Below are 22,938 nucleotides of genomic sequence, written 5' to 3'. Positions count from 1 at the left end.
GAGATGCAATTTAAAAAAACGATGGACTACGGGAAATAGTTGCCGCTGTTCAATTTCTTATTGCGGTAACATCATTTCGTTCAAGCGGCGTCAACAGTACTTTGGATAATAATACGCGCCGCTCCACGACCTACCGCAGGCCGGCTTTGCCAAGCCCGCCTCACCGGAAAGTCATCCATCGTTCGGAGCCTCATTCATGAAATTCAACCGACGCGGCCTCGTGCAGGCCCTCGCCCTGGCATCGCTATGCGTATTGTCGCTGAGCGCACATGCCGACTGGGCACAAGCGACGGACCCGCTGATCGTTCAGCCGGGTCCGGCAGGCGGCGCGATCCAGGCACAGAATCCACCCGGCTTTACCTGGGCGCGCCACCCGACCGGCCCGGCCGCCTACGACATCGAAATCACCCCCAGCGGCGGCGCACCGACGCTGGCCGTGGTGGAACGTAACTGGTACCTGCCGACCCGGGCCCTCCCTTTGGGCAACTACACCTGGCGCGTGCGCCCGAGCGGCAGCAGCGACTGGTCGAGCCTGCGCAGCTTCTCGCTGACCACGCGCTCGACGGTGTTCGAAGTGCCCGACAACGCCACGCTGCGCGCACGCATCAGCGCTACGGCGCGCCCGCGCGCGCTGCCGTCCTCGTTCACGCTGTACGCCAACTGGAGCGCCGCTAGGAAGACCGACCTCGGTCCCTACGTCAGCCGCATGACCAACGAAATCAAGCTGCAGACGGGCGCCTTGCCGGCCCTGTCCGACAGTCGCTGGCCGATCGTCATCGCCACCCCGCTGACGGCGGCGATGGCTGCCCAGCAGACCGATATCCGCCAGCGCATCAACGAAGCGAGCCGCCAGCTGGAAGCGGCGGCCGTGATGTGGCGCCTGAAGCGCGACCCCATCTTCCTGGCCGAAGCGCTGCGCAAGGGCGACCAGCTGGCCGCCCTCGATACCAGGGGACCGACCAGCTACGTCAACCAGGACCAGGCCACGCGCCAGATTTCGGTGTCCCTGATCAAGGCCGTGGATATCCTTGCCGGCGACCTCGACAGTGCACGCAAGGCGACCTGGCTCGAGACCGTGCGCGTGCGCACCGAAGAGATCTACCGCAACCTGGCCGGCGACAACGGCCGCCTCGACCAGTATCCGTTCGACTCGCATGGCAATACCAGCCTGGTGTTCCTGGTGCTGATCTCGACCCTGTCGCTGGGCGACATCCCGGAAGCGCAGAAGTGGTTCGATTTCTCGTTCCGGGCCTACGCCAACGCGCCTTCGCCGTGGGCAGGGCCGGAAGGCGGCTTTGCCAACGGCACCGCCTATGCCGAGTACGCCGCCGGTTACCTGGTGCAGCTGTGGGACCCGCTGACCGAAGCGAGCGGCGTGAATTTCTACGCCAAGCCGTGGGCGCTCGGCTTCCTCGATTTCGCGACCCAGTTCACGCCGCCCGGCTCGAAGATCCATGCCTTCGGCGACGGCTCGGAAACGAAACCGGACACCCGCGTCTTCCACGCTTTCGGTTCGCGCATGATCTCGCCGCGTGCGGCCTGGTACGTGGCCAACCTGGGCGGCGCCGAAGACACGCTGTCGCTGCTGCAGGCGCCGTACCCCATGCCGGTGGCCGACACCAAGGTGCTGTCTCCGCCTTCGAACACGGCCTACTACCCGAGCATCGGCTGGGTCTCGATGCACAGCGATATCGCCTTGACCTCGCGCAGCTCGCTGTACTTCAAGTCCAGCCCCTACGGCTCGTTCAACCACAGCCATGGCGACCAGAACGGCCTGCTGCTGTCGGTCGCCGGCCAGCCGCTGCTGGTCAAGGCCGGCTGGTACGACTGGTACGGCTCGCCCTACTGGACCGACTGGTACCACCAGACCCGCTCGCAGAATGCGATCACCTTCGATGGCGGCAAGGGCCAGCTGGTGACCGGCTACCGCGAGCAGCTCCAGCGCAACGGCAAGATCATCGGCTACGCCGCCCAGCCGAGCTATGACTTTGCCGAAGGCGACGCTACCGCCTCTTACGGCGGGCAGTTGACGATGGCGCGGCGCCAGGTCTGGCACCTGCGCGACGCCGGCAATGCCATCCTGGTACGCGACCGCTTGGCGGCAACCGTGCCGCATACCTATGAGTTCAACCTGCACGCCCCAACCCTCATGACGGTCGAAAGCCCGAGCGCGGTGAAGATCGCGATCAACGGCCAGTCGGTGTGTGTGCGCTCGCTCAACGCGGATGCCAAGTTTTCCAAGTGGATCGGCCCTGGGGCGAAGGTCAACGTGGTCGAGGACCATGGCGCCTTCTACCTGCCGAACGATGGCAAGTCGACCGCCGAGTTCCTTGTGCTGCTCGACGTTGGCTGCAAGCGGCCGGCAGTGCAGGTGTCCGCCTCGGCGACCGGGCGCACCGTCACCATCGCGGGGCAAAGCGTGACCGTGGAAGGCAGCCCGCAGCCGGTGGCAGCGCTCGCCGTGCAGCCGAGTTTGCAGCCAAATTTGCAGCCGGCCCAGCAGCTGGCCGGGCAGATGAGCGTGCAGCCCGCCTTGCCGCCGGCACCGCAGCAGGGTTTGCGCCTCTCGACCACCGGGACGGTGAATATCCCGGCGCCCGGCAAGTAAACGCACGAGCATGCAAGTAAAACCTTCCGTCGGCCGCGCGCCGGCGGAAGGTTTTTTTATTGGGGTCACCCAAAGCGCAGTCGGCGCAAGGTGGAAGCGCCATGTTTCGCCTTTGATCGCCCTCAAACGGGCGCGGCGCGCCGTTGCATCCGAAAGGCCTTGTTATGGAGTGCCTGCGCTAGTATCGACAGCGATATCTCGACAGGACTCCCATGGCACTGCGTCCGCTCTCCATTGCCTGCATCGTGCGCGATCCGCTGCCGCCGCTGCGTGCCGACCTGCTGACGCTGTTCGGCAGCGAACTGCCGCGCCATGGCATCCATACCGACCTGGTGGGGCAGGGCGGCGACGCCGAAGGCGCGCCCTGGCGCGGTGGCGGCATGCACATCGTCGGCCGCCTGCGCAGCCGGTTTGCCTGCGTGCTCACGCCGTTCTGGGACGCGCTCGGCCTGCTGCGCGCCCTGCGCCGCGCGCGTCCGGACTGCATCCAGGTACGCGACAAGGTCGCCAGCGCACTGCTGGCCTGGCTGGCCGCGCGCCTGCTGCATGTGCCTTTTGTTTACTGGATGTCGTTCCCGATCGTCGAGGGCTTCGAGGTGCGGCGCGACGCGCTGGCCGAGCGCGGCAGGGGAATGCCGTGGCTGGCGCGCTGGCTTGCACATACCCTGCGCGCCCAAACCGCGCGCTTCGTTGCCTACCGGCTGGTGCTCCCCGCCGCCGACCACGTCTTCGTGCAGAGCACGGCCATGCGCGACTGGCTGGCAGGGCGTGGCGTCGCGCGGCTACGCATGACCGCCGTACCGATGGGTGTCGACGCCGCCCTGTTCGCGCGCGGCGCGATCCTCCCCAGCGCCGACCCGCGCCTCGACGGCCGCCGCGTCGTGCTCTACCTCGGGCGCGTGGCCCGCGCGCGCCGTTCCGATTTTTTGCTCGATGTGGCAGAGCGCCTGCGCGCACAACTGCCCGCAAGCCTGCTGGTCATCGTCGGCGACGCGGCCTCGAGCGACGAGATGGCATGGATGCGCGCTGCCATTGCCAGCCGCGGCCTGCAGGAGCACGTCCTGCTGACCGGCTGGCTGCCGCAGGCGCTGGCGCTCGGCTACGCGGTACGCGCAGAAGTCGGTTTGTCGCCGATCCCGCGCGGCGTGCTGTTCGACGTGTCCTCGCCGACCAAACTGGTCGAATACCTGGCGCTCGGCATTCCCGGCGTGGCCAATGACATACCGGACCAGGCCCAGGTCATCGAAGCGAGCGGGGCCGGGCTATGCGTGCCGATGCAGGCCGACGCCTTTGCCGCCGCCAGCCTGCGCCTGCTGGCCGACCCCGCCCTGGCCGCCGCCTGCGCCGAACGGGGGCCGCCCTGGGTGCGCGCGCAACGCAGCTACGACATCCTGGCCCGCGACGTCGCCCTGGCCTACCACCGCATCCTGCTTCCTGCCGCCATATCGCCCGCGGCCCCGCCTGTTCCACCTGTTCCCCCTGCGCCGCCATGTGGACCTGGAGCCTGAAGTTCACGCTGCGCTCGGTTCTGCGCTGGGTCATGCGCGGACTTCCCGCGCGCCTGCTGCTCACGCCGCGCCTGCTGGCGCTCGAACGCTCGCCGCAGCGGCTGGCCGACCATATCGCCCGGCGCGCAAGAGCGCTGGGGGTCGCGGTCGATGCCGACGGGACGCGGCTGCGCCGGCTCGACCCGTCAACCTGCGCTTCCGGCACGCTGCTGACCAAAACCGAGCTGCGGCGGAACCCGGCGCGCTTCGTGCGGCCGCGCTCGCTCCTGGCCCCGGCTACGCTGCTGCGCAACACGATCCGCACCAGCGGCACCTCGGGCAGCCCCTTGAGCCTGGTGCAAAGCCTGGGCGCCGTCATCCGCGAGGAGGCTTTCCTGCAGCGCCAGCTGCACTGGAGCGGCTGGCGCCCCGGCCAGAAGCGCGCCTGGATCCGCGGCGATATCGTCTGCGGCGCCGATCCGCCAAACGGGCGCTACTGGTGCCACGACCGGTTCGGCAGGGTGCTCATGATGTCGAGCTATCACTTGTCGAATGCGAGCATCGGCGCCTATCTCGACGCCCTGGTGCGCCATGATCCGGTCCTGATCCATGCCTATCCATCCTCGATTGCGGCGCTGGCGGCCTGGCTCAAGCGGGGAGAGCGGCGCTATGCGGGACCTTCGCTGCGCGGCGTGCTGACCTCTTCGGAAACGCTGGAGCCGCAGGTACGTGCGGCGATCGAGCGCAGTTTCGGGGTGGCCGTCTTCGACTGGTATGGCCAGGCCGAGCGGGTCGCCGCCATCGGCACCTGCGAGCACGGCAGCTACCATGTCCTGACAGACTACGGCGGGGTGGAGTTGCTGGAGTCGCCCGAGGGCGAGGGCGGCTTGTGCGAGCTGGTCGGCACGACCCTGAACAACCCGGCCATGCCCTTGCAGCGCTACCGCACCGGCGACCATGTCCTGCCCGGCTCGAACGCCCCTTGCCCCTGCGGGCGCGTGTTTCCGACCGTCGAGGCAGTGATCGGGCGCCAGGAACAGGCTGTCACCCTGCTCGACGGGCGCATCGTGACGCGCCTCGACCGTGTGTTCCAGGGACTCGATGCGCATCTCATCGAGGGTCAGGTGTTGTATCGGAGCGACGGCAGTTTCAGTTTGCGGGTAGTCGCCAGCCCCGGGTTCACGGCGGCCGACGAAGCGGCCCTGCTGGCGGCATTCAGGCTGCGCGTCCCGCATGTGGCGGTGCGGGTCGAGCAGGTCGGCGCGATTGCGCGCGGGCTGAACGGCAAGTTTGCCTTCCTTGCCCAGGATGGCTGAGCCGGTATCGCTGAACCGTGCGCGGATTGGGTAACACTTGATGTATGATCGAAATATTGTGCCTTTACCAAGAATCGTGAAACCTTCGCCTGCCACCAGATTCGTCGTTCGTGCCAAAGCCGGAGCCGGTCCATGAAACCGCCTGCGCCGCGCGTGCTGATGCTCGGCACGGCGCCCGACGGGCGCGGCGGGGTAGCGGCGCTGGTGTCGGTGCTGCAGGCGGGCGGGCTGTTCGAGCGCGCCGCCGTGCGCTATGTCTGCACCCATCGCGAAGGCGCCTGGCTGGCGAAACTGGGCGCGGCCGTGAGCGGCTTCTGGCATGCCTCCCGCACCTGCCTGTGCCAGCGTCCGGCGATAGTCCACGCACACGCGGCCTCGGGCGCGAGCTTCGCGCGCAAGTCGCTGCTGCTGCTGCTGGCACGGGCCAGCGGCAGCCAGACGATCTTCCATTTGCACGGCGGCGGCTTTCGGCAGTTCGCCACCGTGCGCTGCGGCGCCTTGACACGGCGCTGGATTCGCCACACCCTCGAGCGTAGTTCGCTCGTCATCGCCCTGTCGGACGGCTGGGCGAATTTCGTGCGCGGGTTCGCCCCGCGCGCGCGCGTGACGGTGGTGCCGAATGCGGTGCCGCTGCCCGCGCCGCAGCCGCTGCGCCAGGGGGCTAGCCGGGGCGCCGGCCGCGTCGACGCCGGGCGCATCCTGTTTCTCGGGCGCCTCGAGGCGGCCAAGGGCGTGGCCGAGCTGCTCGATGCGGCTGCGCTGCTGCTGCCGCGCTTTCCGGGCTTGCGCCTGGTGCTGGCAGGCAGCGGCGAACGCGCGTTCTGGCGCCGCGAGGCCGAAGCGCGCGGTATTGGCGACCATGTCGAGCTGCCCGGCTGGCTGGACGCCGCGGCGCGCGACGCGCAATTGGCGCGTGCCGCGGTATTCTGCCTGCCTTCGCACGCCGAGGGCTTGCCGATGTCGCTGCTCGAAGCGATGGCGGCCGGCTGCGCCAGCGTGGCCAGCGCGGTCGGCGCCGTTCCGGAGGCGCTGCGCGATGGCGACAACGGTTTGCTGGTGCCGCCGCGCGATGCGCGGGCGCTGGCGGCGGCGCTGGCGCGGCTGCTGGGAGACGACGCCCTGCGTGCGCGCCTGGGCGCGAATGCGCGTGAGACGGTGGAACAGCATTATTCGACGGACGCGGTGTGCGGCCGCTTGGCGGCAATCTATAACGATTTGGCGGGGACCTGATGAATGCAACAGTACGTATGGTGTGGTGGGTGAATCGGCTGCGCTGCATGTCGGTGGCCGAGGTCGGCTACCGGGTGCGGCGGGCGGCGCGCACACGCCTGGCGCGCGGCGCCGCCGGCGCCGGCAGGATCGCCGCGCCCGAGCCGCTGCCGCGCGCGCGCAACTTCCGCATCCAGGGCGCCCCGGACCTGGCCCCGGGCCAGATCGACGCGCTGCTGGCCGAGGCCGAACGCATCTGCGCCGGCCACGTCGTCCTGTTCGCAGACCGCAGCTTCGACGTCGGCGTCCCGACCGTCTGGAACCGCGACCCGCACAGTGGCGTCACCGCGCCCTCCGTGTACTCGGGCGCCATCGCCATCGATAACCCGGACCTGGTCGGCGACATCAAGCACGTCTGGGAACTGAACCGGCACCTGCACCTCGTGCGCCTGGCCCAGGCCTGGAGCGTCAGCGGCGACCTGCGCTGGCTGCACGCGATCGGCCAGCAGCTGCGCAGCTGGCTCGACCAGTGTCCGCCCCTGACCGGCCCCAACTGGACCAGCCCGATGGAACTGGGCATCCGCCTGATCAACTGGGCATTGCTGTGGCAACTGGTGGGCGGGGAGGCGAGCGGCCTGTTCGCCGGCGAATCCGGGCAACGCCTGCGCGCCGACTGGCTCGACAGCATCCATGCCCATTGCCGCACGATTTCGCGCAACCTGTCGCGCCATTCCTCGGCCAACAACCACCTCATCGGCGAACTCGCCGGCCTGTTCGTGGCAAGTTCGGTCTGGCCCTGCTGGAAGGCCTCGAGCGGCTGGATGGAGCAGTCGCGGCGCGAACTCGAACAACAGGCGCGCCTGCAGTATTCGCTCGATGGCGTGAACCGCGAGCAGGCCTTCGGCTACCACGTGTTCTCGGCCGAATTCCTGTTCGTGGCCGGCCTGGTGGGCCAAACCGTCGACGTGCCGTTTTCGCGCACCTACTGGAGCGTGCTGCAGCGCGCACTGCGTTTCCTGCGCTCGGTGCGCGACGTCGGCGGCCATGTGCCGAGTGTCGGCGACAGCGACGACGGCGGCGTGTTCCGCCTGGACGCCGCCGGCAGCGACCGCGCCGCCCAGTTGCTGGCGCTGGGCGACATGGTGTTCGCTGGCCACGCCGCAGAGCACGCGAGCATCCACCCCGGAGTGCGCTGGCTGTTGCACGCGCTGCCCGGGCGCCGCCCGGACGCCGACCCCCACGAGCCCGATACCGGCTGGGCCTTCCCCGATGGCGGCTACCTGCTGTTCGGCTCCCAGTTCGGCGAGGAAAACGAGATCAAGGGCATGCTCGACTGCGGCCCGCTCGGCTACCTCGGCATCGCCGCCCACGGCCACGCCGACGCCCTGGCGCTGACCCTGTCGGTGGCGGGCGAGGAAGTGCTGGTCGATCCGGGAACCTATTCCTATCGGCAGGAAACGAAGTGGCGCGATTACTTCCGCGGCACCTCGGCCCACAACACGGTGCGCGTCGACGGGCGCGACCAGTCGGTCTCGGGTGGGCGTTTCATGTGGCTGCGCAAGGCGCGCGCCACCATCGAGCGCATGCCGTCCTCGCCGTCCGAATTCGATTTCCGCGGTTCGCACGACGGCTATACGCGCCTGTCGGACCCGGTGCGCCACCTGCGCAGCGTGCGCTACGACGCCGCTACCTCGACCCTGACCGTGCGCGACGAAGTGGCCGCGAAAAAGGCCCACCCGATCGAACTATTCTGGCATTTCGCGCCCGAGCTGAACGTGCGCCTGACCAGCTCCGGCCTGCATGTGAGGGGCAAGCGATTCGGGCTGCAGATGCAGGCCACGGGCGCCGACCTCAAGCTCGAGCTGGTGCGCGGCGCCGAGAATCCGCCGCTGGGCTGGTATTCGCGCTGCTACGAATCGAAGGAGCCGAGCGATGTGTTGCGGATCTCCACCGTATCGTCCGCCGTTCCGGTGGAGTGCAGGTTTACAATCACGTTCTTTTAACAAGTTTTGATCCAACACATGCTTATCTATCTGGTCGCAGGCGCTCGTCCCAATTTCATGAAGATTGCGCCGATCGTGCGCGCGCTGCAGGCCCAGCAGACACTGTCCTTCAAGATCATCCACACTGGTCAGCACTACGACCGCGAGATGAACGAGATTTTCTTCGAAGAACTCGGCATTCCGCAGCCGGATGTGTTCATGGCCGCCGGTGGCGGCAGCCATGGCCAGCAGACCGCGAAAATCATGATCGGCTTCGAGGAACTGTGCAAGGCCGAGCCTCCCGACGCCGTGCTGGTCGTCGGCGACGTGAATTCGACGCTGGCCTGCTCGATCGTCGCCAAGAAACTTAACATTCCGGTGGCCCACGTCGAAGCCGGCCTGCGCAGCGGCGACATGTCGATGCCCGAGGAAATCAATCGCCTGGTGACAGACAGCATTTCCGACTGGTTTTTTGTCACCGAACCGGCGGCGCTCGAACACCTTCGCCGCGAAGGCAAGCCTGATTCAGCCGTGCACTATGTCGGTCACGTCATGGTCGACAACGTCCTGTTCCAGGCCGACAAGCTCAGCCGCGCCGATACGTCCGGCTTCGAGACCACCGCCTTCAAGGCGGTCGCGCAGGAGAACGGCGGGCGCTATGGTGTCATTACGCTGCACCGCCCGAGCAATGTCGACGATCCGGTCATGTTCGCCCGCATCGCCGGCGCGCTTAAAGAAATCGCGGGCGAGCTGCCGCTGATCTTCCCGGTGCACCCGCGCACCCGTGCGAACATCGAGAAATTCGGAATCGACCTGGGGCCGAATGTGACCCTGGCCGGCCCGCAGGCTTACATGGCCTTCCTCAACCTGTGGAAAGACGCCGCCGTGGTGCTGACCGACAGCGGCGGCCTGCAGGAAGAAACCACGGCGCTTGGCGTGCCCTGCGTGACGATCCGCGAAAACACCGAGCGTCCGGTGACGGTGGACGAGGGTTCGAACGTGCTGGCCGGCACCGACCCGGCCAAGATTCTGCTGGAAGCGCGCAAGGTCTTGCGCGGCGAAGGCAAGCAGGGCCGCCGCCCGCACCTGTGGGATGGCAAGGCTGCCGAGCGGATCGTGGAAGTGCTGGCACAGGAATTAACAAGAGCGCGCTGATGCTCAACGCCATCACCTTGATGGGCTGCCGGATCGATAATTTGTCGATGGAGGAAACGCTCGACCGCATAGGCGAGTTCATCCGTTCCGGCCAGCCGCACCAGCACGTGGTGGTGAATGTGGACAAGCTGGTCAAGGCCAACCGCGATCCGCAATTGCGGCGCATGATCAACGACTGCGCGCTGGTGAACGTCGACGGCATGCCGGTGGTGTGGGCCTCGCGTTTGCTGGGCAAGCCGCTCAAGGAGCGGGTGGCCGGGATCGACCTGTTCGAGGCGCTGATGCGGCGCGCCGGCGGGGCCGGCTGGCGTGTGTTTCTGCTGGGCGCGCGCAATGATGTGGTGTCGGCCGTGGCCGAGACTTACCGCCGGCGTTATCCGGGCCTGGTCGTGGCCGGCTGGCGCGATGGCTACTGGCAAGGCGAGAACGAGGAAGCGGCGGTCGCCGAGCAGGTGCGCACCAGCCGCGCCGACCTGCTGTTCGTGGCCATCAGTTCGCCGAAGAAGGAAGAGTTCCTCGGCCGCTGGCAAGAGCACATGCGCATTCCGTTCGCCATGGGCGTTGGCGGCACATTCGACGTGGCCATCGGCCGCGTGCGGCGTGCGCCGGCCTGGATGCAGCGGGCCGGCCTGGAATGGTTTTATCGCTTTCTGCAGGAGCCGCGCCGCATGTTTCGCCGTTATTTCTTCGACGACATGGCCTTCATCTGGCTATTCATAAAGGAAGCGGCGCGCACCAGGAAGTGAAGAATAAAGCAGTACGCAAGCAAGAATACGGGGGAAACGGTCCCAGAACCGCCGACGAAAGACAAAGAGGGTGACGGCGCCTTGTGCGCCGTTCTGGAGCGCCGATACAGGCGCGCAACAACAATCAAAGAGAGTGACGACAATGAAGATTCTGGTTACGGGCGGCGTGGGTTACATCGGTTCCCACACCGTCGTCGAATTGCAACAAGCCGGGTACGACGTGGTCGTGGTCGACAATCTCTCCAACGCCCAGCGCTCGGTGCAAGAGCGCGTTCAGCAAATTACCGGCAAAAGCTTCGAGCTGGTCGAGGCCGACATCCGCGACCGTGCGGCCATGGAGGCGGCTTTCGCCCTGCACAAGGTCGACGCCGTGATCCACTTCGCCGGCCTGAAAGCGGTCGGCGAATCGGTGGCCGAGCCGCTGCGCTATTACGACAACAATGTCTCCGGCAGCGTCGTGTTGTTCGAAACGATGGCCAAGTTCGGCGTCAAGACGCTCGTGTTCAGCTCCTCGGCCACCGTCTATGGCGATCCGGCTTCGGTGCCGATCCTGGAAGACTTCCCGCTCTCGGCCACGAATCCCTACGGCCGCAGCAAGCTGATGATCGAAGACATCCTGCGCGACCTGATCAAGGCCCAGCCTGACTGGCACATTGCGCTGTTGCGCTACTTCAACCCGGTCGGCGCCCACGAGAGCGGCCTGATCGGCGAGTCGCCATCGGGCATCCCGAACAACCTGGTGCCCTACATCGCCCAGGTCGCGACCGGCCAGCGCGAAAAGCTGTCGGTGTATGGCGGCGACTACCCGACCCCGGATGGCACCGGCATGCGCGACTACATCCACGTGGTCGACCTGTCGATCGGCCACGTTAAAACCCTGGAAAAACTGGCCAAGGGTCCTGGCTTGTTGACCTATAACCTCGGCACCGGCCGTGGCAACAGTGTGCTGGAAATGGTGCGCGCCTTCGAGGCGGCCAGCGGCCGTCCGATTCCGTATCAGATCGTCGACCGCCGTCCGGGCGACATCGCCAAGTGCTACGCCGATCCGGCGCGCGCACGCGACGAGCTCGGCTGGGTCGCGACGCGCGACGTCGCCTCGATGTGCGCCGACACCTGGCGCTACCAGACGGCGAACCACTAAACGACTGCATGCAAACATCTACACAGACAGGACAACAAGAATGAAAGCAATGATTCTCGCCGCGGGCAAGGGCACGCGCGTTCGCCCGCTGACATACGACCTGCCGAAACCGATGATTCCGCTGCTGGGCAAGCCGGTGATGGCTTACCTGGTCGAGCATCTGAAGAAACACGGCGTAACGGAAATCATGGTCAACGTCAGTTGGCTGCATGAAAAAATCGAGGAATACTTCGGCGAAGGCGAGCAGTTCGGCGTCCAGATCGGCTATTCCTTCGAAGGCTACACGACCGACGACGGCACCATCGTGCCCGAGCCGATCGGCTCGGCCGGCGGCATGAAGAAAATCCAGGAATTCGGCGGCTTTTTCGATGACACCACGATCGTGCTGTGCGGCGACGCCCTGATCGACCTCGACCTGAAGGCGGCGCTGCTCGAGCATCGCCGCAAGGGTGCGATGGCGACCGTCATCACCAAGGAAGTGCCGTGGGACAAAGTGTCCTCGTATGGCGTCGTCGTCACTGACGAAGACGGACGCATCAAGCAGTTCCAGGAAAAGCCGAGCCAGGAAGAAGCGCTGTCGAATTTCGTCAGCACCGGCATCTATATTTTTGAACCCGGCGTGGTCGACCTGATTCCGTCGGGCGTGCCCTTCGACATCGGTTCCGAACTGTTTCCGCTGCTGGCCGAACGCGGCCTGCCCTTCTACGCCCAGGGCCGCCCGTTCAACTGGCTCGACATCGGCACCATGTCGGATTACTGGGAAGCCTTGCAGACCGTCCTCATGGGCGAGGTCAGCCACATGGACGTGCCGGGCACCCAGATCGAACCGGGCCTGTGGGTTGGACTCAACAGCAGCATCGACTGGAACGGCACCACGATCGAGGGCCCGGTCTACATCGGTTCCGGCACCCAGATCGAGGCGGGCGTGCATATCGTCGGACCGACGTGGATCGGCCACGGCAGCCACATCTGCGAAGGTGCGGAAATTGTGCGCAGCGTCTTATTTGAATATACTCGCGTGCTGCACGACGTGACCCTGAACGAAATGATCGTCTTCAAGGAATACAGTGTCGACCGTGAAGGCGAAATGAAGCACGTGTCCGAATACAGTTCCGAGGAATGGCTGAATGCGCGCGACCGGCGCCGCAGCAGCCGTAAAGAAATCACTGGCCAGAACAGCAACACTCAATAGAAAGCAAGCATGAAAATTTATCCAGTCATCCTCTCGGGCGGTGCCGGAACGCGCCTCTGGCCGCTCTCGCGCGCGGTGCTGCCCAAGCAGCTTCTGCCGATCGTGGCCGACAAGACCATGTTGCAGGACACCGCGCTGCGCGTGGCCGGCCTGCCTGGCCTGATGGCGCCGCTGGTCGTGTGCGGCAACGACCACCGTTTCATGGTGGCCGAGCAGCTGCGTGCAGCCGGCATCACGCCGCTGGGGATCCTGCTCGAGCCGGCTGGACGCAATACCGCTCCGGCAGTGGCCGCGGCCGCGCATTACCTGAAAGCGATCGATCCGGAAGCAATCATGCTGGTGCTGCCGGCTGACCACGTCATCACCGATACCGAAGCCTTTCGCGCAGCCGTCGCGCGCGCTGCCACGCAAGTGCAGGGCGGGGGCCTGGCCACCTTCGGCATCGTGCCCAAGTCCGCCGAGACCGGTTACGGGTATATCCGCCGCGGCGCCGCTGTTTCGAACAGCGTGGCCGGCAGCGACGCCTGCTACAAGGTCGAGCGCTTCGTCGAGAAGCCGGACCTGGCCACCGCCGAAGCCTTCGTCGCCGACGGCGGTTACTACTGGAACAGCGGCATGTTCATGTTCTCGGCCGACCGTTACCTGGCCGAACTGACGAAGTTTGCCCCCGAAATCGCCGCGGCGTCCGAAAAGGCCGTCACCACCGGCTACCGCGACCTCGATTTCTGCCGCCTCGACGAAGCAGCGTTCTCGAGCTGCCCGTCCGATTCGATCGACTATGCGGTGATGGAGCATACGAGCGACGCCGTGGTGGTGCCGGCCGACATCGGCTGGAGCGACGTCGGCTCCTGGTCGGCGCTGTGGGAAGTGCAGCAGCACGACGAGAACGGCAACGCCCAGCGCGGCGACGTTTATCTCGACGGCGTCAAGAACTCGCTGGTACGCGCCGAAAGCCGCATCGTGGCGGTGGTCGGGGTCGAAGACATCGTCGTCGTCGAAACCCAGGATGCCGTGCTGGTCGCGCACAAGAGCCAGGTCCAGCGCGTCAAGCAGGTCGTCGAGCACCTGAAGTCGAAGGAGCGCACCGAGCACTTGCACCACACGCGTGTGTACCGCCCGTGGGGCCACTACGAGGGCATCGATGCGGGCGACCGTTTCCAGGTCAAGCGCATCACCGTCAAGCCGGGCGAAAAGCTGTCGCTGCAGATGCACCATCACCGTGCCGAGCACTGGGTGGTCGTGTCGGGCACGGCGCGCGTCACTTGCGGCGACAAGATCAGCCTGCTGTCGGAAAACGAGTCGACTTATATCCCGATCGGCATGAACCACCGTCTCGAGAACCCGGGCAAACTGCCGCTGCACATCATCGAAGTGCAGTCGGGCAGCTACCTCGGCGAAGACGATATCGTGCGCTTCGAGGACATCTACAAGCGTTCCTGATCGCAGGAAAATGGCAGGTAAAAACGGGCGGAGACGCCCGTTTTTTTTCGCCTGGTGGTCCTGGGATAGCATTCCTTGCGGGGCAAGATCGCCAAGTCAACAGTGTGAAGGCCGCCACGCGCGCGGCATACAATGAACCGTCGGTGAACCCCATCCGGAGGTGAACATGAAGACGCTCGTTGCTGCCGGCGCATGCGCGCTGGCCCTTGCGCTACCACAGGCATTCACCCATGCCAGCGCGCAAACCGGCGCGCCGCCGCTCGATCCCGTGCTGGAAGGCCAGCTCGAGCGCTGGCTCGGCGCCGGCGACCAGGTATTCTCGAACCTTTACACGCGCCGGCCTGGCGACGATTCGGCCGATTTCCACGCCGCTGTCGATGAGCGCGGCCCCAGCTTCACGCTCCTGCGCGTTTCGAACCAGGGCGGCAACGCCTGGCTGGTCGGCGGCTACAACCCGCAGAGCTGGTCGTCGAGCGACGGCTGGCACGTCACCGAGCGCGACTTCCGCCGCACCGCCTTCCTGTTCAATGTCACCGAGCCGGCTGTTTACCGGCAGGTGCCGAGCACCTTCGAACTCCCCAGCCAGGGCGCCTTCCAGACCTTCAACGCCCTCGACCAGGGACCGACCTTCGGCGCCGGACCCGACCTGCTGGTCAACGACCGGCTCGATACCGCATTGTCCTGGCGCCTGAGCTATGGCGATCCGGCCGGGGAGGGGCGCAGCATCATCGACGGTTCTGTGGGCGGGCAATTCTTCTCCATCGACGCCCTCGAACTGTATGCGGTGTCGCCGATTCCCGAACCGGGCGCGGCGGCGATGCTGGCCGGGGGGCTCGGCATGGCGCTGCTGGCGCGGCGGCGCCGGCAGGGCAGGCAAGACCTGGCCTGAGGACGGGCCGATGATGCAGCATCAGCGGCGGCGCGCGCGCCACCAGGCAGTGTGCTTCGCAATCGCGATCGCGTCGACGTTCGCGCTGCCCACCGCCGCCGCTGCGGGCACGGACGCGCCCGATACTCCCCTCGCGGCGCGCCACCTCGCCATCGTCATCAACGACGACGACCCGGACAGCGTCGAAGTCGGCGAATACTACCGGCGGCGGCGCGCCATCCCGGCCGCGAACGTGGTGCGCGTGCGCATCCCGGGACGGCCGCGCGCGCTCGATCCGGCGCAGTTTCGCCTGCTGAAGGCGCAGATCGACCGCCGCCTCGGGCCCGAGGTGCAGGCCGTGCTGATGGTCTGGACCGCGCCCTACCAGGTCGGCTGCCAGTCCATTACCGGCGCCTACACCCTCGGCTACGATGCCGCGCTGTGCCGCGACACCTGCCGCGCCGGGGAGCCGAGCACTTACTTCAATGCAGCTGGCCGCCGCCCCCTGCACGAGCACGGCATGCGCCTGTCGATGCTGCTGCCGATCGAGTCAAGCGCGCAGGCGCGCGCGCTGGTCGACCGCGGCGTCGCCAGCGGGTTTCATGCGCCCGCGGCGCACGCCTGGTATCTCGAGACCACGGATGCGGCGCGCAATGTGCGTGCACCGTTCTTTCCCCGTCCCGGACGAACCGCGGACGGCAGCGTGACGATCCACCGCTTGCGCGCCGATACCCTGCGCGACGCCAGCGGCGTGCTCGTCTACCAGCTCGGCAAGGCCCAGGTCGATGGACTCGACAGCGTGCGCTTCGTGCCGGGCGCGCTCGCCGACCACCTGACCTCGCATGGCGGCGACCTGCTCGGCACCAGCCAGATGAGCAGCCTGCGCTGGCTGGCCGCCGGCGCCACCGCCAGCTATGGCACGGTGGGCGAGCCGTGCAACCACTGGCAAAAATTCCCGAATCCGAGCGTGCTGTTGCGTCATTACCTGAACGGCGACAGCGCCATTGAAGCGTACTGGAAAAGCGTGGCCTGGCCGGCCCAGGGCCTGTTCATCGGCGAGCCGCTGGCGGCGCCGTATCAATACGCGTCGCGCCGTGCGCCGAATGTGCTTTTGCATGCCCCAAAGCAAGCCTTTCCAAGCACGCCCGTTCCTTAAGTTTCCCTGCAGAATCAATGTGTTGTCGGCTTACCTCATCCCGGAGGAGAAGCCCTTGCAGTTCGTCATTCTCCTGTCAAATTTCACGCGTAAAATAGTTTCTAGTAATAAAATGACTAGTAGCACCGACAACAAATATTCTGCCCTTATCCTTTTAGGAAGCTCATGAACATGCACGTTGCAACGATTACGCCGGCTGGCCGGCTCACCATTCTGGCGGCACTCCTTGCTGGATTATCCTCGCCGGCCATGGCCGCTCCAGCAAGTGTTGTCATCAGCCAGGTCTACGGCGGCGGCGGCAATAGTGGCGCGACGTATAAGAACGATTTCATCGAACTGTTCAATCGCAGCAGCGCAGCCGTTACCGTCGGCAGCTGGAGCGTGCAATATGCGTCGGCGACCGGCAACAGCTGGGCAGTCACGAATGTTGGCCCCATCACCCTGCAGCCGGGTCAGTACTACCTGGTGCAGGCATCGGCAGGCACCGGCGGTACCGTCGATTTGCCAACTCCCGACGCTCCGGGCAGCACCACCATGAGCGGCACCGCAGGCAAGGTCGTGCTGGTCAGCGATCGTACTGCGCTGACCGGCACCAGCCCGACTGGCGCCAATGTGCTCGACGTGGTCGGCTTCGGCTCGACCGCCAATTACTTTGAAGGCACCGGCCCAACGCCGGCGCCGTCGAATACGGTAGCCGCGCGGCGCAAGGATGGCGGTTGTCTCGACAGCGATGCTAACAATACTGACTTCGCCACCGGCGCGCCGACACCGCGCAATACCGCCAGCGCCCGCAACGTCTGCGCCGGCGGTGGCGGGACGCCGGCGCTGCAGCCGATCGTGACTTCTTGCCCGGCTAGCCTGCAAGTTGAGCAAGGCAGCGCCGGCAGCGCAGCCCTGAGCGCCAGTGACACCGACAGCACTGTCAACAGCGCGGTAGTCAGCGCGGGCGCGGTCAGCGGCATCGCGCTGCGCAATTTCGTGGCAGCCTCCGGCGCCGGTACGAGTGCCAACGCCAACCTGAGTGTCGATGCCGGCGTCGCCGCCGGCAACTACCCGGTCACGATCACCTTCGGTAACAACGACGGCCAGAGCGCCACCTGCAACGTCGCCGTGCGCGTCGCCGGCGTGCTCAGCATCCCGCAGATCCAGGGCGCAGCGCCGAAGAGCGCGTATGCCAACAGCGTGCAGACGACCCAGGGCGTGGTCACCGCCACCGTCGGCAGCGGCTACTTTATCCAGGACCCGAGCGGCGACAACAATGCAGCCACTTCGGACGGCCTGTTCGTATTCGGTTCGAGCGCCGGCGTCGCCGTCGGCGACCTGGTGCGCGTGACCGGCACCGTCACCGAATACACGCCGACCGGCGCGGCCCGTTCGTACACCGAACTGACCAACCTCACCGCCACCACCAAGCTCGGCACCGGCAGCATCACCCCGACCAATGTCGAGATGCCAAACACCGACCTGGCCCGTTTCGAAGCCATGCTGGTGCGCTTTACCACCCCGCTGACGGTTAACGGCAACGGCTCGATCGCCAACCGCGGCGAGCTGACCCTGTCCGCCGGCCGCCGCGAGATTCCGACCAACCGCTTTGCGCCCGGCACGAACGAAGCGAAAGCGCTGGCCGCTGCCAATGCCGCGAATGTCGTTGTGCTCGACGACGGCATCTTCGTCACGCCGCCGACCATTCCCTACCTGTTCCAGGACGGCACCGTGCGCGCCGGCGACACCGTCACCGACCTGACCGGCGTGCTCGACTTCGGCGCCAGCGGCGATGTCGGCGCAGCCTTCAAGCTCCAGCCAACGGTCGCCCCGATTTTCTCGCGCACCAACGAGCGCATCCCGGCCCCGCAAATTGCAGCCGGCAACGTCAAGGTGGCCAGCGCCAACGTGCTGAACTTCTTCACTACCTTCACCAACGGCGGCGATGCCTGGGGCAACACCGGCCAGGGCTGCAAGATCGGTAACAGCACCAGCCGTTCGAATTGCCGCGGGGCCGACAACATGGCCGAGTTCGTGCGCCAGCGCGACAAGATCGTTGCTTCGCTGTCTGCCATGAATGCCGATGTCGTGGGCCTGATGGAGATCCAGAACAACGACGACATCGCTGTCACCTACCTCGTCGACCAGCTCAATGCGACGATGGGCGCCGGCACCTACGCGGTCGTGCCCAAGCCGACCGCGACCGGCACCGACGCGATCCGCGTGGCGATGATCTACAAGCCGGGCTCCGTGAGCCTGGTGGGCGCCGCGCTGTCGGATGGTGACGACGTGAACAACCGCGCGCCAATTGCCCAGACCTTCAAGGCAGCCAACGGCGGCAAGTTCTCGCTCGTCGTCAACCACCTGAAGTCGAAGGGCGGCTGCGGCGGCTCTACTGGCGGCAACGCCGACAGCGGCGACGGCCAGGGCTGCTGGAACGCCAACCGCGTCGAACAGTCCATACGCCTGCGCGACTATTTCCTGCCGCTGGTGGCGAGCACCGCCAACGACCCAGACGTGCTGGTGGTGGGCGACATGAACGCCTACGGCATGGAAGACCCGATCCGCCTGCTGAATGCGGCCGGTTACGTCAACGAGATCGAGCGCTTCCAGCGTCCGCTCGGCATTCCTTACTCGTATGTGTTCGGCGCCGAAAGCGGCTACCTCGACCACGCCCTGGCAAGCAGCAGCCTGTCGGCGCAGGTGGCCGGCGTGACCGAATGGCATGCGAATGCCGACGAACCGGAAGCGATCGACTACAACCTCGAAGCCGCCAGCAGCCAGGACCCCTACCAGGCCGGCCCTTACCGCGCGTCGGACCACGACCCGGTGGTCGTCAGCCTGAGCCTGGCCCCAACGTTCGCCGATGCGACTGCGTCGACCGCGATCGTGCGTTCGGGCCTGACCCTGAACCGTGTCACCGGCAAGTATACCGGCACGGTTAAGATCACCAACACCAGCGGCGTTGCGATCAATGGCCCGCTGCACCTGGTGATGCAGGGCTTGACGGCCGGCGTGACCCTAGACGGCAAGAGCGGCGACCAGGGCGGTGCCCCTTACCTGACCCTGCCGTCCGCGTCGATCGCCCCCGGCGCATCGGTCACCGTCACCACGACCTTTACCAACCCATCGAAGACCAGCATCGGCTACACCGCCAAGCTGTTCACCGGCACTTTCTGAGGAACTGAACCATGTTTAACCTGAAAACCCTGTTCACCCGCGCGCTCCTGGCGCTGATGCTGATGGGCGGCGCCGGTGCCGGCGTGGCCACTGCCGCCCCGATTTACCGCGTCACCATCGACACCTCGAGCCTGGCCGGTAGCGGCGTCTTCGACTTCGGCTTCATCGGTCTGGACACCTCCGCCGAGGCCACCGCAAAACTGAGTAATTTCAGCGGCAGCTTTGGCGGCAGCACGGCCGAGGGCGACGTCAGCGGCAACCTTGACGCCGGCGTCATCCTCGGCAACAGCCAGCTTTCGAGCTTTCTGCAGGACGTGAACCTCGGTGGGATGTTCGGCTTTGACGTGATGTTCGACGTGCTGGGTGAAGGCGACGGCACCACCTTTGCCGTCACGCTCTACAGCATCGGCTTCGGTCAGACGCTGCTGGCAGACGGACCGCTGGTGCGGATCGACCTGATGCCGGGTATGGACGACCTTGTCGATGTCAACGACGCTTTCGTGAACGTCGCTGAAGTGCCTGAACCAGCCACGCTGGCCTCGCTCGCCCTGGGCCTGGCCCTGATGGGTGGCGCGCTGCGCGCACGCCGCAACTAAGCACCTGAACTTGCTGGCGCCTGCGGGCGCCGGCAAAGCAAAAAGGCACACCCGGCGTCAGCCCGGTGTGCCTTTTTTTCGCCGCAAACGAATGGATGGGGGTCAGCTGCCTTGCTGGGCACGGCGCATCGCATCGATGCGGTAGGCTTCGGCATTGCCGTCGATGATGCGCAGTCCGGCGCAGCCTTCGGGGTGGCAATCGGGCAAGGGCTGCTGGCCCGAAGCCGGCATCACGGCCAGCGCAGTTTTCATCGACGCCGTCGACGGGCCGCTGCTGCCCGTCAGCGCGGTAGCAGTGGAGCCGGCGTCTGCCGGAAGATCGGCGCCACCGCATGCGGTCAACAGGGCGAGGAGGGAAATGCTCAGGATGGAACGGAGGGCGCGAATTTTCATGATGCTCTGCAGGAATTCGTTGATGACAGGCGTATTGTAGAGAATAAATTTTCAGAGGGAAACTTTTTCTCGTGGCTTTGCAAGTAGATATTGAACGTTAGAATCTATTTGAGCGAAGATCGGTGCTGTTAAGTAGTGATTGGGAGAAATAGCCGTACGGCAATATTTAATCGCCTTTCAAGCGTGGCGAATCCGCGACGCGCAGGGCGAAGGCGAGGGCAGCAGGCGGGATCGGATAAGCACCCTTATCCCGAGCACTTGCTAGAAATAGAACGAATCAACCTTGACCGCTACCGGAGCAGGGGCGATTATCTGCGGCATGCGAACACTCTTACTATCCTTGACCATGGCCATTACCGCTTGCACCACCGAGGCTGGCGTGCCTCCGGAGGGGAATCAGCCTGCTTCGCCGCCTGTTGCCCAGGCTCCTGCCGCGCCTTCAGCGAAGGCGCTCGCAAAGCAGGGCAATACCCTGGACCAGATCCGCGCCTTGATCGGCAACGCGGCCTGCACCGACGCCTCGCAATGCCGCACCTTGCCGATCGGTTCGCGTCCTTGCGGCGGCCCCGAAGGCTACCTGGCGTATTCCACCAGCAGCAGTCCCGAAGCGGAACTGCTGGCCCTGGCCGAGCGCCACAAGCAGGAACGGGCGGACATCCATGAAAAGTCGGGCATCCTGTCGAACTGCCGCTTCTTCCCTGATCCGGGCGCAGTCTGCGTCGCCGGTACGTGCCAGCTGGCGCCGGCCGGCGGTTCCGCGATCTAGGCAGGGCAGGGCAAGCGTGCGGCGCTTGACGGGCTGTAGAGTTGGCGTGATGATATGTTAATGCGACAACTCACTCTTCTCCTCCTCCTTGCTTGCGCCGGTTGTACTGCAAGCACCTCTCCTTCTCCCGTGGCGCAAGCTGCGCCCAAGGCAAGCCCTGTCGCCGCAGCTGGAGGCCCGGCCCGGCAAGGCGAGGACGCCGCCAGCCTGCTGGTGCGGATTCGCAACGGCATCGGCGGCGCAGCCTGCACCGACTCGGCGCAATGCAAGACGCTGCCCGTCGGCGCCCGTGCCTGCGGCGGACCCGAGGGCTTCCTGGCCTATTCGAGCGCCGTCAAATCGCCCGAGTCCCTGACCGACCTGGCAGCGCGCCATAGCGAGATGCGGCGCGCGAGCGTAGCCGCTTCCGGCATGGTCTCGACCTGCGAAATCAAGCCGGATCCGGGCGCCGTCTGCATCAAGGGCACCTGCCAGCTGCGCACCGGGGTCAATAACCCCATCTGATGTTCCTCTAGCGCGCCTTTCCGAGGCGTCGCCCTCATTCCCGCTGTGCAACCCATGCTGCACAGCGCGCGCACTTTTGTCGACTGACAGGCGCCCAGCCGCCAGCTTCCGCATACTCCCGCCTAGTCATATTTTCTTGCCAATTAGCAATCAAATGCGGCAGCGCACCATTTCAGCCGAACGAAATTTGCCATTTGCGCAATCTGTTGTCAAAAAATCTGTCGGATTTCTTTACAGCCGAGTTTTCGTAAGCAAAATCCTACATCCAAGTATCTGATTCGGAATGGAAATTTAATTCGGGCACGTTTCATGCTTAACTACTCGTGCTGAGTTCGCTGGGCGACATCAAGATGGTGCGCACTAGCAAAATAAATAGTCCAGGTCACAAGCCTGGGCAGGGTCTTAATCGCAGAGTTAACTAGAACTGGGGACGTCGTGGCCACAATCGTACAAAAACAAATCAATAACACCGGAAAATTCCTGAAAACCGTGATCGCTGCCGCTGCACTGAGCACCTGCGCCTTTGCGCAGGCAGCCGTGGTCACCATCGACTTCGAAGGTGTCTCGCCAAGGACCGTCACGACGGACACCCGCACCACAGTCGGCAATTACTTCTTTGAAGCATACGGCGGCGTGACGCCGCGCGAGCCTGGAGACCTGGCTGGTTTCATTCTTGACGGCAGCGACTCCGGCAGCTGCGTCACGATCACCTGCCCAATCAACAACACTTCCCGCTATTACGCAGCCGTGGATGACGGCTTCGTCATCATCGGCCTCGCGGACAACTCGCGCTTCGTCACGCGTAGCCTGCAGGCCAGCTTCATCGGCGCAGGCCAGGCCAGCTTCCCTGCCGTCAGCGGCATTCTGCAGCTGCAGGGCTACAACGCGCTCGGCGGCCTCGTCGGCGCCGCTTCGCAGCTCTCGCTTGCCGGTCCGACCAGTGGCGCCTTCCGCTTCGCCAATTACAACCTGGGCGCCTTCGGTAACAACCAGGTGGCCTTCGTGCGCATCCTCGGTTTTGCCTGCGACGCCAGCGGCAGCTGCGACCGCACCTCGAACCTGTCGAACTTTGCAATCGACAACATCGTCCTGAACGAAGTGCCTGAACCGCTGACCCTGGGCCTGTTCGGCCTCGGCCTCGCCGGCCTGGCCCTGTCGCGCCGCCGCAGCATCTGATTCGCAACAGCTTCTCTTACAACACCCAATACGAGACAACA

18 protein-coding genes are annotated in these 22,938 nt (G+C 65.6%); 17 read left to right on the top strand and 1 reads right to left on the bottom strand.

Annotated elements, in window-relative coordinates:
* Positions 1–196: 196 nt before the first annotated feature.
* From AC56KZ_RS04570 to AC56KZ_RS04505, 14 genes are all read left to right on the top strand, one after another.
* Entirely contained in the window at positions 197–2,608 is a 2,412-nt protein-coding gene (locus AC56KZ_RS04570; RefSeq protein ID WP_497160934.1) for a heparinase II/III domain-containing protein, read from the top strand.
* Between the two features lie 212 nt (positions 2,609–2,820).
* Complete coding sequence (locus AC56KZ_RS04565; protein ID WP_497160933.1) at positions 2,821–4,116, top strand: glycosyltransferase; 1,296 nt, start codon at positions 2,821–2,823, stop codon at positions 4,114–4,116.
* Entirely contained in the window at positions 4,098–5,411 is a 1,314-nt protein-coding gene (locus AC56KZ_RS04560) for a phenylacetate--CoA ligase family protein (protein WP_497160932.1), read from the top strand. Before AC56KZ_RS04565 ends, AC56KZ_RS04560 begins: the two co-directional genes overlap by 19 nt.
* Before the next feature lie 132 nt (positions 5,412–5,543).
* Positions 5,544–6,641, top strand: coding sequence for a glycosyltransferase family 4 protein (locus AC56KZ_RS04555; protein WP_497160931.1), 1,098 nt, complete (start codon positions 5,544–5,546; stop codon positions 6,639–6,641).
* Entirely contained in the window at positions 6,641–8,623 is a 1,983-nt protein-coding gene (locus AC56KZ_RS04550) for a heparinase II/III family protein (protein WP_497160930.1), read from the top strand. Before AC56KZ_RS04555 ends, AC56KZ_RS04550 begins: the two co-directional genes overlap by 1 nt.
* A gap of 18 nt (positions 8,624–8,641) precedes the next feature.
* Positions 8,642–9,757, top strand: a complete 1,116-nt coding sequence (gene wecB / locus AC56KZ_RS04545; RefSeq protein WP_497160929.1) for a non-hydrolyzing UDP-N-acetylglucosamine 2-epimerase — start codon at positions 8,642–8,644, stop codon at positions 9,755–9,757.
* Positions 9,757–10,503 carry a WecB/TagA/CpsF family glycosyltransferase gene (locus AC56KZ_RS04540; protein WP_497160928.1) on the top strand — a complete coding sequence of 249 codons (747 nt, stop codon included), beginning with the start codon at positions 9,757–9,759 and terminating at the stop codon, positions 10,501–10,503. Before wecB ends, AC56KZ_RS04540 begins: the two co-directional genes overlap by 1 nt.
* A gap of 142 nt (positions 10,504–10,645) precedes the next feature.
* On the top strand, positions 10,646–11,644 hold the full coding sequence (gene galE / locus AC56KZ_RS04535; protein ID WP_497160927.1) for a UDP-glucose 4-epimerase GalE: 999 nt from the start codon (positions 10,646–10,648) through the stop codon (positions 11,642–11,644).
* A 40-nt stretch (positions 11,645–11,684) separates the two neighbouring features.
* Positions 11,685–12,836 carry a nucleotidyltransferase family protein gene (locus tag AC56KZ_RS04530; protein ID WP_497160926.1) on the top strand — a complete coding sequence of 384 codons (1,152 nt, stop codon included), beginning with the start codon at positions 11,685–11,687 and terminating at the stop codon, positions 12,834–12,836.
* A gap of 9 nt (positions 12,837–12,845) precedes the next feature.
* The gene (locus tag AC56KZ_RS04525; protein WP_497160925.1) at positions 12,846–14,276 is read left to right on the top strand and encodes a mannose-1-phosphate guanylyltransferase/mannose-6-phosphate isomerase; all 1,431 of its coding nucleotides are present in this window, start codon (positions 12,846–12,848) and stop codon (positions 14,274–14,276) included.
* A 166-nt stretch (positions 14,277–14,442) separates the two neighbouring features.
* Complete coding sequence (locus tag AC56KZ_RS04520) at positions 14,443–15,165, top strand: PEP_CTERM-anchored TLD domain-containing protein (RefSeq protein WP_497160924.1); 723 nt, start codon at positions 14,443–14,445, stop codon at positions 15,163–15,165.
* Between the two features lie 10 nt (positions 15,166–15,175).
* Positions 15,176–16,300 (top strand): TIGR03790 family protein, encoded by a 1,125-nt coding sequence (locus AC56KZ_RS04515; protein ID WP_497160923.1) that lies wholly within the window; start codon positions 15,176–15,178, stop codon positions 16,298–16,300.
* A 165-nt stretch (positions 16,301–16,465) separates the two neighbouring features.
* A complete protein-coding gene (locus AC56KZ_RS04510) occupies positions 16,466–19,462 on the top strand; it encodes an ExeM/NucH family extracellular endonuclease (RefSeq protein WP_497160922.1) in 2,997 nt (998 codons plus the stop codon).
* Positions 19,463–19,473: 11 nt separating this feature from the next.
* Entirely contained in the window at positions 19,474–20,058 is a 585-nt protein-coding gene (locus AC56KZ_RS04505; protein WP_497160921.1) for an NF038129 family PEP-CTERM protein, read from the top strand.
* Positions 20,059–20,160: 102 nt separating this feature from the next.
* Here the strand turns inward: AC56KZ_RS04505 and AC56KZ_RS04500 are convergent, their stop codons facing one another.
* Entirely contained in the window at positions 20,161–20,451 is a 291-nt protein-coding gene (locus tag AC56KZ_RS04500; RefSeq protein WP_497160920.1) for a hypothetical protein, read from the bottom strand.
* A 346-nt stretch (positions 20,452–20,797) separates the two neighbouring features.
* Between AC56KZ_RS04500 and AC56KZ_RS04495 the strand changes: the two genes are divergently transcribed.
* From AC56KZ_RS04495 to AC56KZ_RS04485, 3 genes are all read left to right on the top strand, one after another.
* Entirely contained in the window at positions 20,798–21,217 is a 420-nt protein-coding gene (locus tag AC56KZ_RS04495; protein WP_497160919.1) for a hypothetical protein, read from the top strand.
* 129 nt (positions 21,218–21,346) lie between these two features.
* On the top strand, positions 21,347–21,721 hold the full coding sequence (locus tag AC56KZ_RS04490) for a hypothetical protein (RefSeq protein ID WP_497160918.1): 375 nt from the start codon (positions 21,347–21,349) through the stop codon (positions 21,719–21,721).
* Positions 21,722–22,156: 435 nt separating this feature from the next.
* Positions 22,157–22,897 carry an NF038120 family PEP-CTERM protein gene (locus tag AC56KZ_RS04485; protein WP_497160917.1) on the top strand — a complete coding sequence of 247 codons (741 nt, stop codon included), beginning with the start codon at positions 22,157–22,159 and terminating at the stop codon, positions 22,895–22,897.
* The last annotated feature ends 41 nt before the right edge of the window (positions 22,898–22,938 follow it).

Source organism: Telluria sp. LT2P34, assembly GCF_059685915.1.
This window is presented reverse-complemented; position numbering and strand designations above follow the sequence as displayed.

Bases quoted from the DNA above. Each gene is read 5' to 3' on its own strand.
- galE (WP_497160927.1), top strand. From the start codon at position 10,646: ATGAAGATTCTGGTTACGGGCGGCGTGGGTTACATCGGTTCCCACACC.
- AC56KZ_RS04550 (WP_497160930.1), top strand. From the start codon at position 6,641: ATGAATGCAACAGTACGTATGGTGTGGTGGGTGAATCGGCTGCGCTGC.
- AC56KZ_RS04565 (WP_497160933.1), top strand. From the start codon at position 2,821: ATGGCACTGCGTCCGCTCTCCATTGCCTGCATCGTGCGCGATCCGCTG.
- AC56KZ_RS04495 (WP_497160919.1), top strand. From the start codon at position 20,798: ATGGCCATTACCGCTTGCACCACCGAGGCTGGCGTGCCTCCGGAGGGG.
- AC56KZ_RS04500 (WP_497160920.1), bottom strand. From the start codon at position 20,451: ATGAAAATTCGCGCCCTCCGTTCCATCCTGAGCATTTCCCTCCTCGCC.
- AC56KZ_RS04530 (WP_497160926.1), top strand. From the start codon at position 11,685: ATGAAAGCAATGATTCTCGCCGCGGGCAAGGGCACGCGCGTTCGCCCG.
- AC56KZ_RS04570 (WP_497160934.1), top strand. From the start codon at position 197: ATGAAATTCAACCGACGCGGCCTCGTGCAGGCCCTCGCCCTGGCATCG.
- wecB (WP_497160929.1), top strand. From the start codon at position 8,642: ATGCTTATCTATCTGGTCGCAGGCGCTCGTCCCAATTTCATGAAGATT.
- AC56KZ_RS04515 (WP_497160923.1), top strand. From the start codon at position 15,176: ATGATGCAGCATCAGCGGCGGCGCGCGCGCCACCAGGCAGTGTGCTTC.
- AC56KZ_RS04520 (WP_497160924.1), top strand. From the start codon at position 14,443: ATGAAGACGCTCGTTGCTGCCGGCGCATGCGCGCTGGCCCTTGCGCTA.
- AC56KZ_RS04540 (WP_497160928.1), top strand. From the start codon at position 9,757: ATGCTCAACGCCATCACCTTGATGGGCTGCCGGATCGATAATTTGTCG.
- AC56KZ_RS04555 (WP_497160931.1), top strand. From the start codon at position 5,544: ATGAAACCGCCTGCGCCGCGCGTGCTGATGCTCGGCACGGCGCCCGAC.
- AC56KZ_RS04510 (WP_497160922.1), top strand. From the start codon at position 16,466: ATGAACATGCACGTTGCAACGATTACGCCGGCTGGCCGGCTCACCATT.
- AC56KZ_RS04505 (WP_497160921.1), top strand. From the start codon at position 19,474: ATGTTTAACCTGAAAACCCTGTTCACCCGCGCGCTCCTGGCGCTGATG.
- AC56KZ_RS04525 (WP_497160925.1), top strand. From the start codon at position 12,846: ATGAAAATTTATCCAGTCATCCTCTCGGGCGGTGCCGGAACGCGCCTC.
- AC56KZ_RS04560 (WP_497160932.1), top strand. From the start codon at position 4,098: ATGTGGACCTGGAGCCTGAAGTTCACGCTGCGCTCGGTTCTGCGCTGG.